This is a genomic window from Sphingomonas bacterium (genome assembly GCF_028289855.1).
GTDB lineage: Bacteria > Pseudomonadota > Alphaproteobacteria > Sphingomonadales > Sphingomonadaceae > Sphingomonas.
The window spans coordinates 1-20865 of the sequence record NZ_JAQGKZ010000002.1; the positions used below are offsets into that span (position 1 = coordinate 1).

General features: G+C 66.1%; 17 protein-coding genes and 1 tRNA gene. 12 read left to right on the forward strand and 6 right to left on the reverse strand.

Features of this window, described 5'->3' with window-relative positions; genetic code table 11:
* From JWM94_RS00035 to trxA, 8 genes are all read left to right on the forward strand, one after another.
* Positions 1–897, forward strand: an 897-nt coding sequence (locus tag JWM94_RS00035; protein WP_299419260.1) for a pyruvate dehydrogenase complex E1 component subunit beta, incomplete at its 5' end; no start/stop codon positions are given.
* 52 nt (positions 898–949) lie between these two features.
* Positions 950–3265 (forward strand): PAS domain-containing sensor histidine kinase, encoded by a 2316-nt coding sequence (locus JWM94_RS00040; protein WP_299419264.1) that lies wholly within the window; start codon positions 950–952, stop codon positions 3263–3265.
* Positions 3265–3705 (forward strand): tRNA (adenosine(37)-N6)-threonylcarbamoyltransferase complex ATPase subunit type 1 TsaE, encoded by a 441-nt coding sequence (gene tsaE / locus JWM94_RS00045; RefSeq protein ID WP_299419267.1) that lies wholly within the window; start codon positions 3265–3267, stop codon positions 3703–3705. The genes JWM94_RS00040 and tsaE overlap by 1 nt, the downstream gene beginning before the upstream one ends.
* Positions 3702–4673 (forward strand): phosphotransferase, encoded by a 972-nt coding sequence (locus JWM94_RS00050; protein WP_299419316.1) that lies wholly within the window; start codon positions 3702–3704, stop codon positions 4671–4673. The genes tsaE and JWM94_RS00050 overlap by 4 nt, the downstream gene beginning before the upstream one ends.
* Positions 4670–5431, forward strand: a complete 762-nt coding sequence (locus JWM94_RS00055) for a nucleotidyltransferase family protein (RefSeq protein ID WP_299419270.1) — start codon at positions 4670–4672, stop codon at positions 5429–5431. The genes JWM94_RS00050 and JWM94_RS00055 overlap by 4 nt, the downstream gene beginning before the upstream one ends.
* Entirely contained in the window at positions 5424–8384 is a 2961-nt protein-coding gene (addB, locus tag JWM94_RS00060) for a double-strand break repair protein AddB (RefSeq protein WP_299419272.1), read from the forward strand. Before JWM94_RS00055 ends, addB begins: the two co-directional genes overlap by 8 nt.
* Entirely contained in the window at positions 8362–11787 is a 3426-nt protein-coding gene (gene addA / locus JWM94_RS00065; RefSeq protein WP_299419275.1) for a double-strand break repair helicase AddA, read from the forward strand. Before addB ends, addA begins: the two co-directional genes overlap by 23 nt.
* A gap of 62 nt (positions 11788–11849) precedes the next feature.
* Positions 11850–12194, forward strand: a complete 345-nt coding sequence (gene trxA / locus JWM94_RS00070) for a thioredoxin TrxA (RefSeq protein WP_299419279.1) — start codon at positions 11850–11852, stop codon at positions 12192–12194.
* Between the two features lie 45 nt (positions 12195–12239).
* Here the strand turns inward: trxA and JWM94_RS00075 are convergent, their stop codons facing one another.
* Both JWM94_RS00075 and argJ read right to left on the reverse strand, forming a co-directional pair.
* The gene (locus tag JWM94_RS00075; protein WP_299419282.1) at positions 12240–12404 is read right to left on the reverse strand and encodes an SEC-C metal-binding domain-containing protein; all 165 of its coding nucleotides are present in this window, start codon (positions 12402–12404) and stop codon (positions 12240–12242) included.
* A 156-nt stretch (positions 12405–12560) separates the two neighbouring features.
* On the reverse strand, positions 12561–13805 hold the full coding sequence (argJ, locus tag JWM94_RS00080) for a bifunctional glutamate N-acetyltransferase/amino-acid acetyltransferase ArgJ (protein WP_299419287.1): 1245 nt from the start codon (positions 13803–13805) through the stop codon (positions 12561–12563).
* A 95-nt stretch (positions 13806–13900) separates the two neighbouring features.
* Here argJ and JWM94_RS00085 point away from each other — a divergent pair, with 95 nt between their 5' ends.
* The 3 genes from JWM94_RS00085 (at position 13901) to secA (ending at position 17913) form a co-directional block, all read left to right on the forward strand.
* Positions 13901–14353 (forward strand): energy transducer TonB, encoded by a 453-nt coding sequence (locus JWM94_RS00085; RefSeq protein WP_299419292.1) that lies wholly within the window; start codon positions 13901–13903, stop codon positions 14351–14353.
* Positions 14354–14468: 115 nt separating this feature from the next.
* Positions 14469–14729, forward strand: a complete 261-nt coding sequence (locus JWM94_RS00090; protein ID WP_299419295.1) for an energy transducer TonB — start codon at positions 14469–14471, stop codon at positions 14727–14729.
* A 442-nt stretch (positions 14730–15171) separates the two neighbouring features.
* A complete protein-coding gene (secA, locus tag JWM94_RS00095) occupies positions 15172–17913 on the forward strand; it encodes a preprotein translocase subunit SecA (protein WP_299419299.1) in 2742 nt (913 codons plus the stop codon).
* 55 nt (positions 17914–17968) lie between these two features.
* Here secA and JWM94_RS00100 read toward each other — a convergent pair whose 3' ends face one another.
* The 4 genes from JWM94_RS00100 to moaA all read right to left on the reverse strand — a co-directional run bounded on the left by JWM94_RS00100 (position 17969) and on the right by moaA (position 20586).
* Entirely contained in the window at positions 17969–18550 is a 582-nt protein-coding gene (locus JWM94_RS00100) for a hypothetical protein (protein ID WP_299419303.1), read from the reverse strand.
* Between the two features lie 139 nt (positions 18551–18689).
* Positions 18690–18764, reverse strand: a tRNA-Asn gene (locus JWM94_RS00105).
* Positions 18765–18820: 56 nt separating this feature from the next.
* Complete coding sequence (locus JWM94_RS00110; RefSeq protein ID WP_299419306.1) at positions 18821–19591, reverse strand: NAD kinase; 771 nt, start codon at positions 19589–19591, stop codon at positions 18821–18823.
* Positions 19588–20586 (reverse strand): GTP 3',8-cyclase MoaA, encoded by a 999-nt coding sequence (gene moaA, locus JWM94_RS00115; protein ID WP_299419309.1) that lies wholly within the window; start codon positions 20584–20586, stop codon positions 19588–19590. Before moaA ends, JWM94_RS00110 begins: the two co-directional genes overlap by 4 nt.
* A gap of 88 nt (positions 20587–20674) precedes the next feature.
* Between moaA and JWM94_RS00120 the strand changes: the two genes are divergently transcribed.
* The coding region (locus JWM94_RS00120; RefSeq protein ID WP_299419312.1) for a hypothetical protein at positions 20675–20865 on the forward strand (191 nt) is incomplete at its 3' end.

A 20865-nucleotide genomic window follows, 5' to 3' on the forward strand; every position in this document is an offset into this window, starting at 1 on the left:
GAGGAAGTCGCGGAGTATCAGGGCGCCTACAAGGTCACCCAGGGCCTGCTCGATGAGTTCGGGGCCAAGCGCGTCGTGGACACGCCGATCACCGAATATGGCTTTGCCGGATTGGGCGCGGGCGCGGCGATGGGCGGACTTCGCCCGATCGTCGAGTTCATGACCTTCAATTTCGCGATGCAGGCGATCGACCATATCGTCAATTCGGCGGCGAAGACCAATTACATGTCGGGCGGTCAGATGCGCTGTCCGATCGTGTTTCGCGGCCCCAATGGCGCGGCGAGCCGCGTCGGCGCACAGCATTCGCAGAACTATGGGCCGTGGTACGCCAGCGTCCCCGGCCTGATCGTCATCGCGCCCTACGACGCGGCCGACGCCAAGGGGCTGCTCAAGGCCGCGATCCGCACCGAAGATCCGGTCGTCTTCCTCGAAAACGAATTGCTCTACGGTCGCAGCTTCGACGTGCCCGCGCTCGACGATTACGTCCTGCCGATCGGCAGGGCGCGGATCATGCGCGAGGGCAAGGACGTTACGATCGTGAGCTATTCGATCGGCGTGGGGGTATCGCTCGAAGCCGCCGATAAGCTGGCCGAGGAAGGGATCGACGCCGAGGTTATCGACCTGCGCACGCTGCGCCCGCTCGACAAGGCGACGGTGCTCAAGAGCCTCGCCAAGACCAATCGCATCGTCGTCGCCGAGGAAGGCTGGCCGACCTGCTCGATCGCCGCCGAAGTCGCGGCGTTCGTGATGGAGGAGGGGTTCGACGACCTAGACGCGCCAGTGCTGCGCGTCACCGACGAGGACGTGCCGTTGCCTTATGCGGCGAACCTGGAGAAACTTGCGCTGATTTCCGCCGACAAGGTGGTGAGCACCGTGAAGAAGGTGTGCTACCGCTGATCCGACTGAGGGTCGGACAAGGGAGGCGGCGCTGTCCACTGGCGCGTTAGGGTTGGTTGGAGCAGCGCTCGCGCTGGCGATCGTCGCCACGTGCTGGGTGCTGTACGCCGGCCTGCGTGCCAAGGCGGCGGCTGGCGCGACCGCGGTCGATAACGATAAGCTGTCGTCCTTGCTCGCTTCCGGGCCAGCCTTGGCGATGGTCGTGCGTGCCGACGGTCGGCTCGAATTACCTGATCGGTTGGCCGACTGGCTCGGGTTGGTGCCACCGCCGCGGTTTCTCGACGACATGGTGACGCCCGGTGCTGGGCTCACCAGCGAGGACGCCGCGATGTTGAGCGCTGCGGTGACCGCGGCGCAGAAGGCAGGCGAACCGTTCGTGCTGGCGATCCGTTCGCAAGGCTCCGCCCGCACGCTGACCGCGCGGGGCCAGCGCGCGCCGCGAGAGATGGGCGCGCCCGGCGGCGTGATCATCTGGTTTTTCGATGCGACCGAAAGCCAGGCGCAGATCGGGCAATTGCTCGGCGAAACCGCGCAACTGACCGACGCCTTTGCCGCGCTAAAAGGGCTGATCGAGGCCGCGCCGTTGCCCATGTGGTATCGCGGCCCCGATTTGCGGCTGGCGATGGTCAACTCCGCCTATGTCCGCGCGGTCGAGGGGCAGGACGCGCGCGATGTCGTGGCGCGCGGGGTCGAATTGATCGAGGGATCGGGCGCGGGCGGGCCGCTCGCCAGTGCGGTCAAGGCGCGCGACAGCGACCGGCCTGCGACCGCGACCTTGCCGGCGACGATCAATGGCGCGCGGCGGATGCTGCGCGTGCACGACGTGCCGCTGCCGACCCCGCCCGGCGGCGTGGCGGGATTCGCGATCGACGTCGATGAGCTCGAACAGGCGCGCGGTGGGATCAAGCGGTTCGCCGATGCGCAACGCGTGATGCTCGACCGGCTGTCGGCTGGCGTCGCGCAATTCGCTGCCGATAAGTCGCTGACCTTCTGCAACCAGCCGTTCCAGCGGATGTTCGCGATGCGCGGCGAATGGCTTGCCGACCGGCCCGAATTCGACCGCGTGCTCGAACGCATGCGCGAGTCCAATCGCTTGCCCGAAGTGCGCGATTTTCCCGGCTGGAAGGCCGAGCGTCGCGACTGGTTCCTCGCTGCAACCGGCGCGATCGAGGAAAGCTGGACATTGCCTGGCGGCACGCATCTGCGCGTGGTCGGGCATCCGCTGCCCGACGGCGGATTGCTGTTGATCTTCGAGGATCGCACGGAGCAGGTCCAACTCGCCAGCGCCCGCGATACACTATTGCGCGTCCGGACCGCGACGTTCGACAATCTGTTCGAGGCGCTAGGCGTGTTCGCCGGTGACGGGCGGCTGCAGATCTGGAACGACAAATTCCGTCAGATTTGGGGGTTTGAGGAAGCGTTCCTGGCGACGCATCCGCGCATCGACGCCCTGGTCGAGCAAGGATCGAACAAACTCGCCCAGCCCAGCCGCGCCGGTGTTATAGCCGAACTAGTGCGATCAGCGGCAGTCGGGCGCACACAACGCGCAGGCCGCGTCGCGTTCGCCGACGGGCGGCATTTCGAGTTCGCGGGCGTACCGTTGCCCGACGGCAACGCGCTGTTCACGATGCTCGACATTTCCGACAGCCGCCGCGCCGAGCAGGCTTTGCGCGACCGTAATGAGGCGCTTGAGGCGGCGGACCGCGTCAAGACGGCATTCGTCGCCAATATGAGCTACGAATTGCGCACGCCGCTGACGTCGATTCAGGGCTTCGCCGAGATGATGGGCGAGGGTTACGCAGGAAAGCTGTCTAAACAAGCAGACGGCTATGTCGATGCCATTCTGGAGTCGGTTGCGCGACTGTCGGCATTGGTGGACGACGTGCTCGATTTGACCGAAGGCGAGCGCAAGATCGAGCGCCGGGACATCGATCTCGAAAGCATCGCCTACACCGCCGCCGAAGCCGTCGCACCCGCGGCCAAGCGCAAGATGATAGACTTTGCAATCGAGGTTGCGCCATCGACCGGCTCCGTGAAGGGCGACGCCAAGAAATTGCGCGAGATGGTCGAGCATTTGCTGCGCCATGCGGTCGCTGGGGTCGACGAGGGCGGTCGAGTGCTTCTCCATACCGACGGCGACCCGGCGCGCGCGCGGATTGTCGTGTCTGACGATGGGGCGGGCATGGATCAAAGCGCGGTCGATAGGGCGTTCGACCAGTTCGCGGAGCCCACGGTGCACGACGAAGACCGCGCGCTCGGGCTCGGCCTACCGCTCGCGAAGCAATTCGCCGAGGCGCATGGCGGCACTATCCAGTTGCTATCGGAACCCGGCGCGGGGACGCTGCTGACGGTCGAACTGCCGCGTTGATGCACCTCGGGATGCCGCAGGACAGCGAGGAGTTGGGCGCCGCGCTGGCGAGGGTGGCTGCGGCTGGCGACGTCATAACGCTCTCCGGCCCGCTCGGCGCGGGAAAGACCAGCATCGCGCGGGGCTTGCTCGCCGCGCTGGGGCTGGCAGGCGAAGCGCCATCGCCGACCTTCGCGATCGTCCAGCCCTACGCGCCGCCCGAGACTCGACTGCCGGTCATGCACGTCGATCTGTATCGGATCGAGGATCCGCAAGAGATCGAGGAACTCGGCCTCGACGAAGCGCAAGCGGAGTCGGTGCTGGTCGTCGAATGGCCCGAACGCGCGCCGGGGCACTGGCCCGAAGCGCTGGCGTTGAGCCTGGACTTCGCACCGGATGGCGGTCGCGCCTTGACAGCAAGCGTGCCCACGGCATGGGAGGGCCGATGGCCCCTGACATGAACCCGCCGGCGGGCGCCGCCGCTTTCCTCGATCAGCTGGGATGGGGCGACGCCGACGTGCTGCCGCTCGCGGGCGATGCGTCGTTCCGGCGCTATTTCCGCGTTGCGGATCATGGCCGCAGCGCTATCCTGATGGATGCGCCCCCGCCACACGAGGACCCGAAGCCGTTCCTCGACGTCGCCGAATGGCTGACGACACGCGGCTTTCCGGCGCCGGCGATTTTCGGCACCGATCTGACGCAAGGTCTCGTCCTGCTCGAGGATTTCGGCGATGCGCGGATGCGCGAGACGGTCGATGCCGCGCCCGAATCGCTGCTGCGGTTGTACGAGGCGGCGGTGGATATCCTCATTCGCTTGCGCGACGAACCGGCGGGGCCATGGAAGGCGTATGACCGCAAGGAGATGCATCGCGAGGCTGATTTGCTGGTCGAATGGTACTGCCCCGCGGTCGGGCTGGATGTGAGCATCGACGAATATCGTGCAGCGTGGGATGCGGTGTTCGAGACGGCGTTGGCGGCTGAGCCGGTGACGGTGCTGCGGGACTATCATGCCGAAAACCTGATGCTGATCGGTGGGACCGAAGCGCTCGGGCTGCTCGATTTCCAGGATGCCGCCGCTGGCCACCCGGCGTACGATCTTGTCTCGCTGCTGCAAGACGCGCGGCGCGATGTCGAGCCGGCGATTGAGGGCGCCATGCTAGATCGCTATCGCAGAATCACCGGCGCGGGCGCCGATTTCGACGCCGCCTATCACGTGCTCGGCGCACAGCGGAACGCCAAGATCGTCGGGATCTTCACGCGGCTGTGGCAACGCGACGGGAAGCCGCGTTATCCGGCACTGTGCCCGCGCGTCTGGCGCTACCTCAACTTCGATCTCGACCATCCCGCGCTCGGCCCCGTCAAGGCGTGGTTCGACGCCAATATCCCGGCCGACAAGCGCGGCGACCCCATGGAAGTCGCCAGCGCATGAACGCCAAGCGCACGCTGTCGATCCGCCCCGATCCCGGTGGTGCGGTGCCCGAAACCGCAATGGTGATGGCGGCGGGGATCGGCAAGCGCATGCGCCCGCTGACCGCGACGCGGCCCAAGCCGCTGATCCCGGTGGCGGGTCAGGCGTTGCTCGACCATGTGTTCGACCGGCTGCGCGCAGGCGGCATCAAGCGCGCGGTGGTCAACGTCCATTACCTCGCCGATGCGCTTGAGGCGCACCTCAGAGCGCGCGTGAAGGATATCGAAGTGATCGTGTCCGACGAGCGCGACACGCTGATGGAAACCGGCGGCGGGATCGTGAAGGCGCGCGAGATGATCGGCGACAAGCCGTTCCTCGTCGTCAACGCCGACAATCTATGGGTCGATGGCCCCGCCGACACGATCAAACTGCTCGCGTCGCGCTGGGACGATGCGACGATGGACGCATTGTTGCTCGTCGTGCCGTATGCCCGCGCGCATAATCATCCCGGTCGGGGCGATTTCCACCTCGACGCGCAAGGCAAGATCACCGGCCGCCGCAAGCCGGGCCGCGTCGCGCCATTCGTCTATACGGGGGTGCAGATCCTGTCGCCGCGGGTGATCCGCGACTGGCCGGAGGGGCCGTTCTCGACCAACTTGTTCTGGGTTCGCTCTATCGAGGACGGACGCGCGTACGGCTTCGTCCATCAGGGACTGTGGTTCGACGTGGGATCGCCGCCCGCCATCGCCAAAACAGAGGCGCTCCTGATCGATGCCTGAGCGCGGCCTCGCGCTCTACACGATCCCCGCGCAGCGCGCGTTCGCGGACTCTCTCGTCGCGGGGCTGATGAAGCGATACGGCGACGATCCGCTGCGGCTGGCGCGCGGGATGGTGTTGTTGCCCAACAATCGCGGAAGGCGCGCGGTGCAGGATGCGTTCGTGCGCGCGAGCGGCGGCGGGTTGCTGCTGCCGCGGCTCGTCACGATCGGCGATCCGTCGCTCGACGAAGCGGCGGGCGCGATGCTCGATCCCGCGGATGATGAGGCGCCGCTACCACCTCCGGTTGCGCCGCTCGCGCGGCGGATGGTCTTGGCGCGGTTGGTCGGCGAAGCGCGGACGCGGGAGGGCGCCCCAGTAACCGCGGACGAGGCGGTGCGGCTGGCGGGGGCGCTGGCGCGGACGCTCGATCAATTGTTGGTCGAAGGAATTCCGCCGGAGAGGTTGCGCAAACTCGAATTGACCGAAGCGCTATCAGAGCATTGGGACCGGGCGCGCGAATTGTTCGAACTGGTGATCGATCGCTGGCCGGCTGAACTCTCGCGGATCGGCGCGACCGACGCGGCAGAGCGACGGGCTCGGATGCTCGAGCGGCTTGCGGCGCGATGGAAGGAATTGCCGCCCGCGGGTTTCGTCTGTGCCGCCGGCATTAGCGATCCGGCGCCCGCGGTCGCGGCGTTGCTGCGCGGAACCGCCGAACTGCCCGAAGGCACCGTCGTGTTCCAGGATCTCGCGCTGGAAATGCCCGCCGAGGAATGGGATGCGCTCGGCCCGCACAAGCCCGACCCCGATACCGACCTGCGCAAGCGGTCGATCGAGACTCATCCGCAGTTCCAGCTCAAGCTGCTGCTCGACCGGATCGGGGCGGGGCGGGGTGAGGTGCGGCAATGGTCGGCAGGGTCGGATCACGACGCATCGCTGGCGCGCGGCCGGGCCATCGCCAACGCGCTCGCGCCAGCCGATTTCACTGGCAAGTGGACGACGCTCGACGCCGATCGGCGGCGGCTGGCGGGGATCCGCGCGGTCGAACTGGCGACCGCCGCTGACGAGGCGCAGACGATCGCGCTGGCGTTGCGGGAGGCGCTCGAGACGCCGTGGCGGACGGCGGCGCTGGTCACCCCGGACCGCGCGCTTGCCGAACGTGTCGCGGCGCATTGCGCGCGCTGGGGGATCGCGATCGACGATACCGCGGGCCGCCCGCTGGCGACGCGCGCGCCGGGCACGTTGCTGACCGTACTGGCGGAAGCCGCGGCGCAGGATTTCGCGCCGCTGGCGTTGCTCGCCTTGCTCAAGCATCCGCTGGTGCAGAACGGACCGCCGCGCACCTTGTGGCTCGACGGCGCGCGCGCGCTCGACCGGGCGCTACGGGGACCGCGACCGGCGCCAGGGCTCGGCGGGGTCGATGCGCATCTGCGCGACGGCGACGAGCGCGAAGCCCAGATTCGCGCGGCGGCGCTGTTGGCATGGCCCGACATCCGCGCGCTGCTCGAACCGATCGCGCAATGCTTCGGCGAGGGCGAGCAACCGCTGACGGCGATGATCGCGACGTTGCGCGAAACCGCGCAGGCCTTATGCGGCGATATGCTGTGGGCCGGCCCGGCTGGGCGCGCTGCGGCCGAATTGCTCGCCGAACTAGAAATCCAGGCAGCGAACGGTCCGCCGCTCGCCGACCCGGCCAGCGTCGCACCGCTGCTGCGCACGCTGATGGAGGAAGTCGCGGTGCGCCCGCCGCAGGGTGGGCATCCGCGGCTCGCAATCTACGGTTTGATCGAGGCGCGCTTGCAGAGCGCCGACCTGATGATCCTGGGCGGGCTGAACGAAGGGACGTGGCCCGCCATCGCTCAGCCCGACCCCTGGCTCGCGCCGCGCATCCGCGCCGAGCTCGGGCTGCCGGGGCTGGAGCGCAATATCGGCGTCGCCGCGCACGATTTCGCCAATGCGTTGGGCGCGCCATACGTGCTGATCACAAGGTCCCGGCGCGATGGCCGTTCGCCGACTTTGGCGTCGCGCTTCTGGTTGCGGCTCGAGGCGCTGGCCGGTGAGCGCTTCGACTATGCGCCCGATCTCGCGCGCTGGGCGGCGGCAATCGATGATCCGGGCGAGCACCTCCCCGCCGACCGCCCCGCACCCGCGCCAGAGGACCGCCCGCATCGCATTTCGGTGACCGAGGTCGATACGCTCAAGGCCGATCCGTTCGCGTTTTATGCGCGCAAGGTACTGAAGGTGTCGCCGATCGACGCGGTCGATGCCGATCCCAGCCCGGCATGGCGCGGCAACCAGGTGCATGCGATCCTGCAGGATTGGTTCGAACAGGACGCCGCCGCGCCCGCAGCGCTGCGCCCGCGAGTCGAGCGGCTCCTGACGGACCAGCGCACTCACCCGATGATCCGCGCCTTGTGGGGGCCGCGGCTGCGCGAGGCGATCGACTGGGTCGCCGGCGAGGTCGAGGCGCGCGCGAGCGAGCGCAGCATCCTCGCTGTCGAAGGGCGGGGGACACTCGAACTGTTCGGGGTCGAGCTGACCGGGCGGTTCGACCGGATCGACCGGCGCGACGACGGCAGCCTGGTTGTAGTCGATTACAAGACCGGCCAGCCGCCCTCGATCGCGGCGGTTCGCGAGGGGTTCAGCTTGCAACTCGGCTTGCTCGGGTTGATCGCCGAACGCGGCAAGTTCGCCAATGTCACTGGCACCGCAACGGGCTTCGAATATTGGTCGCTGGCGCGCAATTACCGCAGCGGCGGGTTCGGCTATGTCGAAAGCCCGTGCGATCCGAAGAAGCGCGATCCGATCCCCGCCGACGAATTCGTCGCCCGCGCGACGCGCAACTTCGAAGGCGCGGCGGCCAAGTGGTTGACCGGAACCGAGCCGTTCACCGCCAAGCTGCGTCCCGAATATGCGCCCTATGGCGATTACGACCAGTTGATGCGCCGCGATGAATGGTACGGGCGTGAGTAAGGCCGCCGGCAACCTTCCGGCGTTAGTCGACGAACAGGCGCGCGCGAGTAATCCGGGCGCGCATGTCTGGCTCGCGGCGTCGGCGGGCACGGGCAAGACCCAGGTGCTGGCGGCGCGAGTTTATCGCCTGCTGCTCGGCGGCACCGATCCGGGCGCGATCCTGTGCCTGACCTTCACCAAGGCCGGCGCGGCTGAAATGGCAGGGCGGATCAACGCGCGGTTGGCGGCGTGGGTGCGGATGGATGAGACGCTGTTGTTCAACGACCTGCGTGCGTTGGGCGAAGACGGAGGCCGGAAGCAAATCGAGTTGGCTCGTACGCTGTTCGCCAAGGTCCTCGACGCGCCGGGCGGCGGGTTACGTATCCAGACGATCCACGGCTTCTGCCAGTCGCTGCTCGCGGCGTTTCCGGTCGAGGCGGGGCTGGTGCCGGGGTTCCGCCCGCTCGAAGCGCGTGAGGAAGCGCAGCTGGCGCATGAGGCGCTTGCAGCGATGCTGGTCGATGCCGAGCGCGAAGGGCGGAGCGGCCCGACCGCGGCGATCGGCGCGCTGAGCAAGGTGCTGGGCGAGGGCGGGGCGGAGAGCTTCCTCCACGCCTGTGCCAAGGCGCCGGATGCGCTCGCGGCGCTGCCGATGGGCGAGGGGGTGCAGCCATTCATCCGCCACGCGCTCGATCTGCCGAGCGGCGATATCGAGGCGGTGATCGCCGATGGATGCGCGGGCGTCGACGAGGAAGGGTTGCGCGTCCTCCATGATTTCAACCTCGGCTGGGGGACGAAGGGCGGGTTGGAGCGCGCCGGGCTGATTCGCGACTGGCTCGAATTGTCGCCGGTCGAGCGAGTGGCGGGTCTCGAAACGCTCCACCGCGTCTGGGCCAAGGCCGACGGCGACATGCGCTCGTTCGGCAAGGGCCAGGCGCCGCAAGACCCCGATTATGCTCCCACCGCGACGTTCTTCTACGACGAATGCGCCGCGTTGCTCGCGTTGCGCACCCGGGCTGCATATGCCGATCTGCTCGCGCAGGGGCTGGTCGTCGGGCGCGATTATGCCGAGGCGGATCGCAGTGCGAAGCGCCGCGCCGGCGCGGTCGATGTCGACGATTTGATCCGTGCGACGGTCGATCTACTCGGCCAGCCCGGGATGGGCGAATGGGTGCGCTACAAGCTCGACCAGGCGACCGATCACGTGCTGATCGACGAAGCGCAGGACACCAATTTGAAGCAGTGGCAGATCGTGAATGCGGTGGTGGATGATTTCTTTGCCGGCGCCGGCGCGAAGGATCGAAAGGTGCGAACCCTGTTCACGGTCGGCGATCACAAGCAGGCGATTTTCGGCTTTCAGGGCACCGACCCGATCTTCTTCAGCGCCGCCGAGCAATCGTTCCGCCAGCGCGCCGACGTTTACAGCGAACTGCCCGAGGTCGAACCGATCCCGTTCGAGCAGCTTTCGCTCACCGCCTCGTTCCGCTCGACCGCGCCGATCCTCGAATTTGTCGATGCCGCGATCGGCGCGATGCCGGCGGGGGGGATGGGGGACGTCGAGCTCGAACGCCACGTCAGCAAAGTCGCCGGACCGGGCCAGGTCAATTTGTGGTCGCCGACGCTCGCCGACGAAGCCGAAGGCGAAGAGGAAGGCTGGATCGCCGACGCTGTCCGCGCGCACGCCACGCGAATCGCACGGCAGGTTAAAGCGTGGCTCGACGAACCGGTGATGCTGGAGAGCAAGGGCCGGCCGCTGCGCCCCGAGGACGTCATGATCCTGGTCAAGCGCCGCGGCGAACTAGCCTCGCTGATCGTCGCGCGATTGTACGCGGAAGGGGTGCCGGTCGCCGGGGTCGATCGCTTGCGGCTGACCGCACCGCTAGCGGTGCAGGATCTGCTGGCCGCGATCCGCTTCGTGCTTCAGCCGCAGGACGACCTCGCGCTCGCCAGCCTGCTGGTTTCACCGCTGATCGGGTGGAGTCAGGACGAGTTGATGCACGCGGCGATGAAGCGGCGCGGCGGGCTGTGGCAGCACCTTCAGGCCACACAACCGGCGGACCGGATCGAACCCCTCCTCGCGATGCTACGCCGCGCCGATTTCACCACGCCGTATGTGTTCCTTGAGGAGATGCTGACCGGACCACTCGACGGGCGGCGCAAGCTGCTGCGGCGGCTGGGGCAGGAAGCGCGCGATCCGATCGACGAATTGCTCAACGCCGCGCTGGAGTTCGAACGCGTCGCGATCCCCTCGCTGCAACGCTTCCTCGACTGGTTCGACCGCGGCGATGTCGAAATCGTGCGCGATCCGTCGGCGCCGCTCGACGCGGTGCGCGTGATTACGGTGCACGGCGCCAAGGGATTGCAAGCGCCGTTGGTGATTCTGGCCGACGCGACCGCCGATCCCGAAGCGCGGCCGCGGTCGACGATGGAATGGGAGGTGGCGGACGGGGTCAAGCTGCCGATCTTCCGCCCCAAAAAGGACCAGCGGTCAGGGCCGCTGGCGGAGGCGATCGACACCGCCGACGCGCGCGAACTCGCCGAGCATTGGCGGCTGTTCTACGTCGCAGCGACCAGAGCTGAGGAGCGGCTGGAGATCGCCGGCGCGCTTGGCCCGCGCGCCAACGGCGTGCCGTCGGACAATAGTTGGTACGCGGTGGCCGACGCGGCGCTGGCCGGACTGGGCGCGGTCGATACGCCGGACGCGCGGCGGTCGTTCGCGGGTAGCGAACCGCAGTCGGCGGTCGCCGCCAAGCCTGAAATGAAGGCCGCCGCCGAGATTGTCGCGCTGCCCGAATGGGCGCGCCGGCCCGCGCCGGTCGAGGCACGTCCGCCGCGCCCGCTCGCGCCGTCGTCAATCGGCGAAGACGATGTGCCCGATCCGCCGCCGAGCGCGGTGATGCGTGCGGCCGCCGAGCGCGGACGGTTGATCCACGCACTGTTCGAACGGCTACCCGCCGTCGCAGCTGAGCGCCGTTCCATCGCTGCCGACAAGTGGCTGGCCGGCGTCGGAGGTGTGACCGATGCGGATGCCCGGCGCGATATCGCCGAGACCGTGTGCGGGATCATCGGCGATCCCGCACACGCCGCGTTGTTTGGTCCAGATTCGCTGGGCGAAGCCCCGATCTCCGCAGTCGTCCCTGGCGGGCACGTCATCGCCGGCACGGTCGATCGCCTGCTGGTGGAGCCTGGCCGTATCCGCGTCGTCGATTTCAAGACCGGCCGCCGCGTGCCGCTCAATCTCGACGAGGTGCCTGTCTTCCACCTCCGCCAGATGGCCGCATACACCGAAGCTTTGCGGGTCATCTTCCCCGGCCGCGCGATCGAGGCGGCGTTGCTCTACACCGCTGCACCGCGCCTGTTCGATTTGCCCGCAGACTTGCTCGCCGCGCACAAGCCCGGCTTGGTCGCGACGGAGCAAAGCTAGGGCCAAAGCCGTTGAGCAAGCGCGCGCGCGCCACTACATTCGGCGTCAAAGGAGATTTATCGATGGGTACCGTGGCGATTACCGACGACAGCTTTCAGAGCGACGTGCTCGATTCCGACAAGCCAGTGCTGGTCGATTTCTGGGCCGAATGGTGCGGCCCGTGCAAGATGATCGGCCCCAGCCTGGAGGAAATCGCAGAGGAACTAGGCGGGCAAGTGACGATCGCCAAGCTCAACATCGACGAGCACCCCGACGCACCAGCCAAGTACGGCGTGCGCGGCATCCCGACGATGATCCTGTTCAAGGGCGGCGCTCCCGCCGCGACCAAGGTCGGTGCCGAACCCAAGGGTCGGATCAAGGCATGGCTTGAGGGCGAACTCGGATCGGCTGCCAGCTCGGCCGCCTGAACTCCTGAAAAAAGGGCTGCATCCCGCCGGATGCGGCCCTTTTTCTTATTCAGCGATAATAGTCATGCCGTTGGGCGCCGTCGAAAGCAGCCGCTTTTCAGGCAACACGCCTTGAAACCGGCGCGCAGAGCCGCACGGGCACGGATCGTTGCGGCCAAGTTTTTCGATAAGCTCGACGTCACCGTGAACGAAGCGGAAGCCGCGCTTCACGTTCGTTTCTGACGGATATCCCTTACGCCGTTTCGAACTGACTTCGAAAGCAGGGCAGGTCGGCGAGCTGGTCCATGCGTGGCATGACGGCCTCCTGTCTTGATGCCGCGACGATGCGGCGATTGCCGTCTAGCGTCGGCACGCGCCCGGTCAAGATCAGCTGCGATAGTCCGCGTTGATCGAGATGTAGCCGTGTGTCAGGTCGCACGTCCACACGGTCGCGCGACCTTCGCCGAGGCCGAGATCGACGCCGATCTCGATGTCCTGTCCCTTCAAATGTGCGGCGACCGGGGTTTCGTCATAGCCCTCGACTGCCAGCCCGTCCTTCGCGACCTGCGTCTCGCCAAAGCGGATCGCTAGCCGGTCGCGTTCGGCGGGCTCGCCGGCCTTGCCGACCGCCATCACCACGCGGCCCCAATTGGCGTCCTCGCCGGCGATCGCGGTCTTGACCAAAGGCGAGTTGGCGATGCTCATGCCGATCCGATGCGCGCTCTCGTCACTCTCGGCGCCGCCCACATCGATGCGGATGAACTTGCTCGCACCCTCGCCGTCGCGGACCACCAGGTGCGCGAGTTGCAGACACAGGTCGTCGAGCGCCGCGCGGAACGCATCGGCGCCGGGATCGTCCTCGTGCGCGATCGCGACATTGCCCGCCGTCCCGGTGGCGAACGCGAGCACGGTGTCACTTGTCGATGTGTCGCTGTCGACGGTAATACATGAAAAGCTTTTGGTGTTTGCCGCCGAAAGCGCGGCCTGGAGCCAGACCGGGTCGACCGCCGCGTCGGTAAACACGAAGCCGAGCATCGTCGCCATGTCCGGCATGATCATCCCCGACCCCTTGATAATTCCGACCAGGCTGACGGCCTGCCCTGAGCCCGTCGAAGGGTCGCCGATCACCGCATTCGTTACCGCGACCTTGGCGAAGGTGTCGGTGGTCATGATCGTCTCGGCCGCCGCGATCCAGTCGCACGGCTCAGCGTCGAACGCTGCGCTCAGCCCCGCCTCGGTCTTGTCGAGCGGCAAGGGCACCCCGATCACCCCGGTCGAAGCGACGAACACATCCGATGGCTGGCAGCCGAGATGCTGCGCGACCCGCGCGACCAGCCCCTCGACCGCATGCCGGCCGCGGTCGCCGGTGAACGCGTTCGAATTGCCGGCATTGACCACCAGCGCGCGGGCGCGGCCCAGAACCAGCGCTGCGCGGCACCAATCGACCTCTGGCGAGGCGCACTTACTCCTGGTCAACACTCCGGCGACGGCGGTGCCGGGCGTGAGCTCGACATAGGTCAGGTCGCAACGATCCCACGTCTTGTATTGCGCCCGCGCGACGCGGCGCGTTACCCCCGCAACCTCGGGTAAATCGGGCAGCGCAGTCGGGGCGAGGGGGGAGCGGTCGGTCATCCGCGCCTCATACGGCCGCCGCGACGCAACGCAAAGCCGCGCCGGGTGACAAGCCGGGCGGGCTTCGGCTAGGGTCGATACGACAGGGAGAGGGCATGCGACTGATCAAATTCATGGCGTTGGCTGCTGGGGTTGGCGGGCTCGCATCGCTCGCCATTGCGCAGGAGGAGCCATTGCCGCGCGCCACACCGATCGGCAATCCCGGTTCGTGGATTCCGGCAAACGCTTATCCACCTGCGGCGAAGGCGTCCGCGGAAGAGGGGAGGGTGTCCTTCAAACTGACCATCGATGAAACCGGCACGGTGTCAGACTGCAAGGTCACGACGTCGTCTGAATCCCCGTTGCTCGACGAAACGACGTGCAACCTGATGATCGCCAACGGCCGCTTCACGCCGCCGCGCGATAAGAAGAACAAGCCGGTGGCGAGCCAGTGGAGTTCGTCGGTGCGCTGGAAGCTCGAGGCGGCGCCCCCTCCGCCCACGGAACCGCCTGCCGCCGGTCCTCCGCCGCAACCGCTCATTTCCGCTGGCCCAAAGGCTGCTAAATGATGATCGCCACGATCCTTGCACTGGCAGCGCAAACTATACTCTCCGTTGCGCCGCCACCACACCAACACCGCCGTCCAATGTCTCGCGGCGGGGCTATCCTTCTGGCAATCCGGGCATGTGGTTCACCGACAGGGATTATCCGAAGGAGTCCAAAAAGCGCGGCGAACAGGGGCGCGTGTCGCTACAGCTGACGGTCAGCAAAAAAGGGGTACCGATCGCTTGCACGATTACAAAAAGCAGCGGTTTCGAAGCGCTCGACCGTAAGACGTGCGATCTTGCGGTGAAGCGAGCGCGCTTCGTCATCCAGCTCGATCTCCAGGGCAAGCCAATGGAGTTTCGATATCCCATTACCACAAACTGGGTGCTGGCCGGCTGATCGCGAGGCCCCGCGTTGGCGCTTTTGATTAGACCTTAGCCGGTCTCATCCCTATGTGACGGCGCTCCATCGTTCGTGAAGTAGTCGTTTGAACCTGATCCTGCTCCTCTCCGCCCTCTTGTCCGCGCTCAGCGGCACGGCGGGCGTGCGTGCGCCGGTCACCCCGGCGGCGTTGAGCAGTAGCGTGGCGAGCGCGGTCACGGCGACGGCGAGTGCCCGGCTTCGGGTCGCATCGCGGCCGGCCCAATCGATTGCGGGTCCGGCCCACAGCATCGTCGTCCCGCTTCCCGCCTTCGCGCTGACCGATAGCGTCCCCGCTTTTGCGAGCCGCAGGCGCGAATAAGCCGCGGTCGTTCGGCCCTGCGCCGAACCCCACCACATCGCCGATTCATCGATGCGGGCCGCACGGCGCCGCGCGCACTCAATTTACGGGAATATCATCATGCTTGGCGGAATTGCCAAAACCATCTTCGGTTCGTCCAATGATCGATACGTCAAGTCGCTCGGGTCGATCGTCAACAAGATCAACGCGTTCGAGCCGACGCTTCAGGCGATGGACGACGCGACGCTGGCCAACCAGACCGTCTTGTTCCGCGAGCGGCTGGCGAACGGCGAAAAGCTCGACGACGTCCTGCCCGAAGCATTCGCGACCGTTCGCGAAGCATCGGTGCGCGCGCTCGGGATGCGGCATTTCGACGTCCAGATGATCGGGGGCATCGTGCTCCACCGTGGCGAAATCGCCGAGATGCGCACCGGCGAAGGCAAGACTCTGGTCGCGACGCTCGCCGTTTATCTCAATGCGCTCCCCGAAAAGGGCGTGCACGTCATCACCGTCAACGATTACCTTGCCGCGCGCGATGCCGAGTGGATGGGGCGGATCTACACGTTCCTGGGCATGACGGTGGGGGTGATCATCCCCAATCTGACCGATCACCAGCGCAAGCAGGCATACGGGTCGGACATCACCTACGGCACCAACAACGAATTCGGTTTCGACTATCTGCGCGACAACATGAAATACGATCGCGAGACGATGGTCCAGCGCCCGTTCGCAATGGCGATCGTCGATGAGGTCGATTCGGTGCTGATCGACGAAGCGCGCACCCCGTTGATCATTTCCGGCCCGACCGACGACAAGTCCGAGCTCTACAAGCAGGTCGATGCGGTGGTGAAGCAGCTCGCGACCGACACGTATGAGAAGGACGAAAAGCAGAAGTCGGTCACGCTGACCGAGGATGGTACCGAGACGGTCGAGCGGATGCTCGAGACCGCCGGGCTGCTTCAGGGTACCAACCTTTACGATTTCGAGAATACGCAGGTGGTGCACCACCTCAACCAGGCGCTCCGCGCCAACATGATGTTCAAGCGCGACATCGATTACATCGTCAAGGACGACAAGGTCATCATCATCGACGAGTTCACCGGCCGCATGATGGACGGGCGGCGCTGGTCGGACGGGCTGCACCAGGCGGTCGAGGCCAAGGAAGGCGTCGAGATCGAGCCCGAGAACCAGACGATGGCCTCGATCACCTTCCAGAATTATTTCCGCATGTACCCGAAGCTGTCGGGCATGACCGGCACCGCGGCGACCGAGGCGGCGGAATTCTACGACATCTACAAGATGAACGTCGTGTCGATCCCGACCAACGTCGCGGTCGCGCGGATCGACGAGGAAGACACGTTCTACAAGGATATCGAGGACAAGTTCCGCGGGATCGCCAAGACGATCAAGGAGCATTCGGACAAGGGCCAGCCGATGCTGGTCGGCACCGTGTCGATCGAAAAGTCCGAAATGCTCGCCGAATTCCTTGTCCAGGAAGGCGTGCCGCACAAGGTGCTCAACGCGCGTCATCACGAGATGGAGGCGCACATCGTCGCTCAGGCGGGCCGCAAGGGCGCGGTAACGATCGCAACCAACATGGCGGGCCGCGGCACCGACATTCAGCTGGGCGGCAATCTGGAGTTCCGCATCGGTGACGAACTGGCCGAGATTCCCGAAGGACCCGAGCGCGACAAGGCGATCGAGCGGATCCGCGAGGAAATCGCGGTTGAGAAGGCTGCCGTGCTCGCCGCTGGCGGGTTGTTCGTACTCGGTACCGAGCGTCACGAAAGCCGCCGCATCGACAATCAGCTGCGCGGCCGATCGGGGCGCCAGGGCGACCCCGGCCTGTCGCGCTTCTACCTCAGCCTCGACGACGATCTGCTGCGCATCTTCGGCCCGAACACCTTGTTCGCCAAGATGATGCGATCGAGCCTGGAGGACGGTGAGGCGCTGCCCCCGTCGCGCTGGATGTCGAAGGCGATCGAGACCGCGCAGAAGAAGGTCGAAGCCCGCAACTACGACATTCGCAAGCAGGTCGTCGAATATGACGACGTGATGAACGACCAGCGCAAGGTCGTCTACGAACAGCGCGCCGACATCATGGACGCCGACGCTGTCGGGGATGTGGTCGAGGACATGCGCGCCGAAACGGTCAATTCGATCGTCGGCGATTCGTGCCCGCCCGGATCGTATCCCGAGCAATGGGATGTCGAGGGCATGAAGACCAAGGCGACCGAGTTGTTGGGCATCACGCCGCCGATCGACGACTGGCTGACCGAGGAATCGGTCGATGCCGAAATGGTCGAAACGCGGTTGCGGGAGGCGGCCGACGCGCTGGTAACGGAGAAAAGTACCGACATCGACGCGCCGACCTGGACCAGCATCGAAAAGTCGATCCTGCTCCAGAATCTCGACCATCACTGGAAGGAGCATCTCGCGACGCTCGACGCGTTGCGCCAGGTCATTCACTTGCGCGCTTATGCGCAAAAGACGCCGATCAACGAGTATAAGCAGGAAGCGTTCGCGCTGTTCGAGCGGATGCTGTCATCGATCCGCGAGGACGTGACTCGGACGCTCGCGCATGCCGAGTTCCGTTTCCAGCCGGCGCCCGAACTGCCCGAGCTGCCCGATTTCATCACGCAGCATTTCGACCCGTTTACGGGCGACGACGACACGCGCGATCTCGATGGTGGTGCGCTCGGCACGGTGACGACGACGTTGCCGCCGTTATCCTATGTGCGGCCCGAGGAACCCGACCTCGGCACCGATCCCGAGGAGTGGGAAGGCAAGGTTAGCCGCAATGCGCCGTGCCCGTGCGGGTCGGGGCTGAAATACAAACATTGCCACGGACAGGTCGCCTGAAACCAAAAAGGCCGGGGATCGCTCCCCGGCCTTTTCGTTTGCGTGGACGTGCCGCTTACTTCGGCAGGACGATCGTCGGCCCGATATTGGCCATGACCGCCCTGGCATCGAAGGCGCGGACGTTGCCAGCGGGTTTCGGACCCTTGCCCAACACGATCTCAGCGGTCGCTTCGTATTTTTCGACCGTGTTGATGTCGATGTCGCGGTCGAAGAACGGGTCACCCCCGAACGGTTCCCACGAACGCCAGCCGTAACCGCGCCCGTAATAGCGCCAACGCGGACCCCAGCCGCCATAGCCATACCCGAACCCACTGCCGAAGCTGGGGGTCGCATAGGTACGCTGCTTCTTGTCGGTGTCGCGGTCGGCCATGATGAAATAGTCATAGCCCTGCTGAGTGGTCAGCTCCGCCGATCGGAACAGCAGATAACGCTCGACCGTGTCGCGCGACGTCATCGTGTTGCCGGCAAAGGTTACCTGGAAACGGTTCGCCTCGACCTGCCGCTCGCTATAACCTTCGCGCGAGAAGCCGCTGCCCGTCGCGGGGCGATAGCTGGTTTCGGTCATGCAGCCGGCTAGCGCCAGCGTCGAAGCCGCGATCAGGCCGAGGGCCGATGCGCGGCGAAATGAATACGCCATCACAATTCTCCGTTCGCCGATAGTTCTAACCGATCCATCCTATCGCGAATAGGTGGAACGCAGGATGAACGGGTTTTGCTCCAAAACCCTTCGAAACGAGCGTTTCGGAATAATTTCAGCGATTTGGGAAAGCCGGCGCTGGCTCCCTGAGTAGGATTCGAACCTACGGCCGTTCGATTAACAGTCGAATGCTCTACCACTGAGCTATCAGGGAACAGCGCCGAAGGGGGGCTCTATAAACGGCCCCCAAAGCGATGCAAGCCCCCACGCCTACGACGTGAATTGCTCCATCGTGATGCGATCGTCGAGCGCATGTTCGGGATCGAATAGCAACGTCAGCTCGCGGCTGCGATCGATCTCGATATCGACTTGCGCCACGTCGCGAACTTCGCGCTGATCCGCCACCGCCGACACCGGGCGCTTGGCGGCATCGAGGATCCGCAGCCCGATCCGCGCCTTTTCGGGCAGGATCGCGCCGCGCCAGCGCCGCGGGCGGAACGCCGAGATCGGGGTCAGCGCGATCATCGCTGCGCCGAGCGGCAGAATCGGGCCATTCGCAGACAGATTATACGCGGTCGATCCGGCGGGCGTTGCGGCGAGGATGCCGTCGCACACTAACTCTTCCAGCACGACGCGGCCATTCACGGTGACTTCGAGCTTGGCGGCCTGGCGCGTTTCGCGGAGCAGCGAGACCTCGTTGATCGCGGGCAGCACGAACTCCTCGCCGGCAACGGTCCGCGCGGTCATTTCGAGCGGCGTGACCTTGAACGATTTGGCGCCGTCGAGCCTGGCGTCGAGACCCTCGCTGCGCCATTCGTTCATCAGGAAGCCGACCGTGCCCAGGTTCATCCCGAACACGGGTACCGGGTCGCTGCGCCGTTCGAACAAGGTGTGGAGCGTCTGCAGCATATACCCATCGCCGCCGAGCGCGACGATCAGCTCCGCGTCCTCGACCGCCACCCAGTCATAGGCATCGCGCAATGCACGTTCGGCGTCCTGCGCGTCCGGCGTCGGTGACGCGAGCAACGCACGTTTGGTCATCCGCCGGTGACGCTCATGTGACGCGAAACCGCGGGGGTGGCGCCGGTGGCGATGCGAAAATCGTGACGGGCGGGCTTGATCGCGATCGCTTCGTCGATTGCGTTGTCCAAGCTCACAATGCCGCTGCTTCGCAGCGCGGCCTTCAGGTCGACCTGATCGTCGTGCCCCAGGCACGAATAGAGCCGTCCTTCGGTAGTCAGCCGAACACGGTTGCAGCCGTCACAGAAATTCGCCGTTAGCGGTGAAATCAGCCCAAGCCGGGTGCCGCTGGCGCTGACGCGCCAATACCGTGCCGGTCCGCCGCTGGTGTAGCTGTCGCGCGCCAGTGCGAACGCTTCCGACAGCTCTGCGAACACGCCGGTCAACGGCAGAAAACGGTTGGCGCGGTCCTCGTCGATCGCTCCGAGCGGCATCGTTTCGATCAGGCTGAGATCGTGGCCTTGTTCGACGCACCACGCCAGCATCGGAGCGATCTCGTCTTCGTTGAGGCCCTTGAGCGCGACCATGTTGATTTTGACCGCCAGCCCTGCCGCCTTCGCCGCAGCGATGCCATCAAGCACTTGGTCGAGGTCGCCATGCCGGGTGATGTAGCGAAAGCGATCGGGGTCGCGGCTGTCGAGGCTGACGTTGATGCGGCGGATGCCGGCGGCATGCAGCGCGTCGGCATGCTGCGACAGCCGCGTGCCGTTGGTGGTCATCGTCAGTTCGTCGAGGCCATGCCCGATGTGCCGTCCAAGCCGGTTGGCGAGGTCGATCACGTCGCGGCGCACCAGCGGTTCGCCGCCGCTCAGCCGGATCTTGGTCACCCCGCGCGCGATGAAGCGTTCGGCGATGATCGCGATCTCCTCCAGCGCGAGCAGGGCGCTCTTGGGGAGAAACGTCATCTCTTCCGCCATGCAGTACCGGCAGCGCAGGTCGCAGCGGTCGGTCACCGACACGCGCAGATAGCTGATCGTGCGGCCATGACGGTCGATCAGGGCGGGTTGGGACGCCATCGAAGGGAGAGCTAGGGTTTCCGGCACGTGCCCGCAAGCTCGATTGCGGAATGGCGATGTTAACCCCGCTGGGGCTATGCGCGTGGAGATGAACGTCCACGACCTTCCGACCGGGGACTCGCTGTTCCTGCTGTCGTTCCGGCAGCGTGGCGAGCTGTCGGCGATCGCCGCGGCGGCGGGGTGGCGCGTCGTCGCTGCCAGGCGCGGCGATGGCGCGGCCCGGCGATATTTGGGCAGCGGCGCGCCGCTGGCGGTGCTTGACGCCCGCGGCGCGCTGAG

Coding starts and splice junctions, on each gene's coding strand:
- tsaE (WP_299419267.1), top strand. CDS start 3,265: ATGCACCTCGGGATGCCGCAGGACAGCGAGGAGTTGGGCGCCGCGCTG.
- JWM94_RS00050 (WP_299419316.1), top strand. CDS start 3,702: ATGAACCCGCCGGCGGGCGCCGCCGCTTTCCTCGATCAGCTGGGATGG.
- JWM94_RS00055 (WP_299419270.1), top strand. CDS start 4,670: ATGAACGCCAAGCGCACGCTGTCGATCCGCCCCGATCCCGGTGGTGCG.
- addB (WP_299419272.1), top strand. CDS start 5,424: ATGCCTGAGCGCGGCCTCGCGCTCTACACGATCCCCGCGCAGCGCGCG.
- addA (WP_299419275.1), top strand. CDS start 8,362: ATGAATGGTACGGGCGTGAGTAAGGCCGCCGGCAACCTTCCGGCGTTA.
- trxA (WP_299419279.1), top strand. CDS start 11,850: ATGGGTACCGTGGCGATTACCGACGACAGCTTTCAGAGCGACGTGCTC.
- argJ (WP_299419287.1), bottom strand. CDS start 13,805: ATGACCGACCGCTCCCCCCTCGCCCCGACTGCGCTGCCCGATTTACCC.
- JWM94_RS00085 (WP_299419292.1), top strand. CDS start 13,901: ATGCGACTGATCAAATTCATGGCGTTGGCTGCTGGGGTTGGCGGGCTC.
- JWM94_RS00090 (WP_299419295.1), top strand. CDS start 14,469: ATGTGGTTCACCGACAGGGATTATCCGAAGGAGTCCAAAAAGCGCGGC.
- secA (WP_299419299.1), top strand. CDS start 15,172: ATGCTTGGCGGAATTGCCAAAACCATCTTCGGTTCGTCCAATGATCGA.
- JWM94_RS00100 (WP_299419303.1), bottom strand. CDS start 18,550: ATGGCGTATTCATTTCGCCGCGCATCGGCCCTCGGCCTGATCGCGGCT.
- JWM94_RS00110 (WP_299419306.1), bottom strand. CDS start 19,591: ATGACCAAACGTGCGTTGCTCGCGTCACCGACGCCGGACGCGCAGGAC.
- moaA (WP_299419309.1), bottom strand. CDS start 20,586: ATGGCGTCCCAACCCGCCCTGATCGACCGTCATGGCCGCACGATCAGC.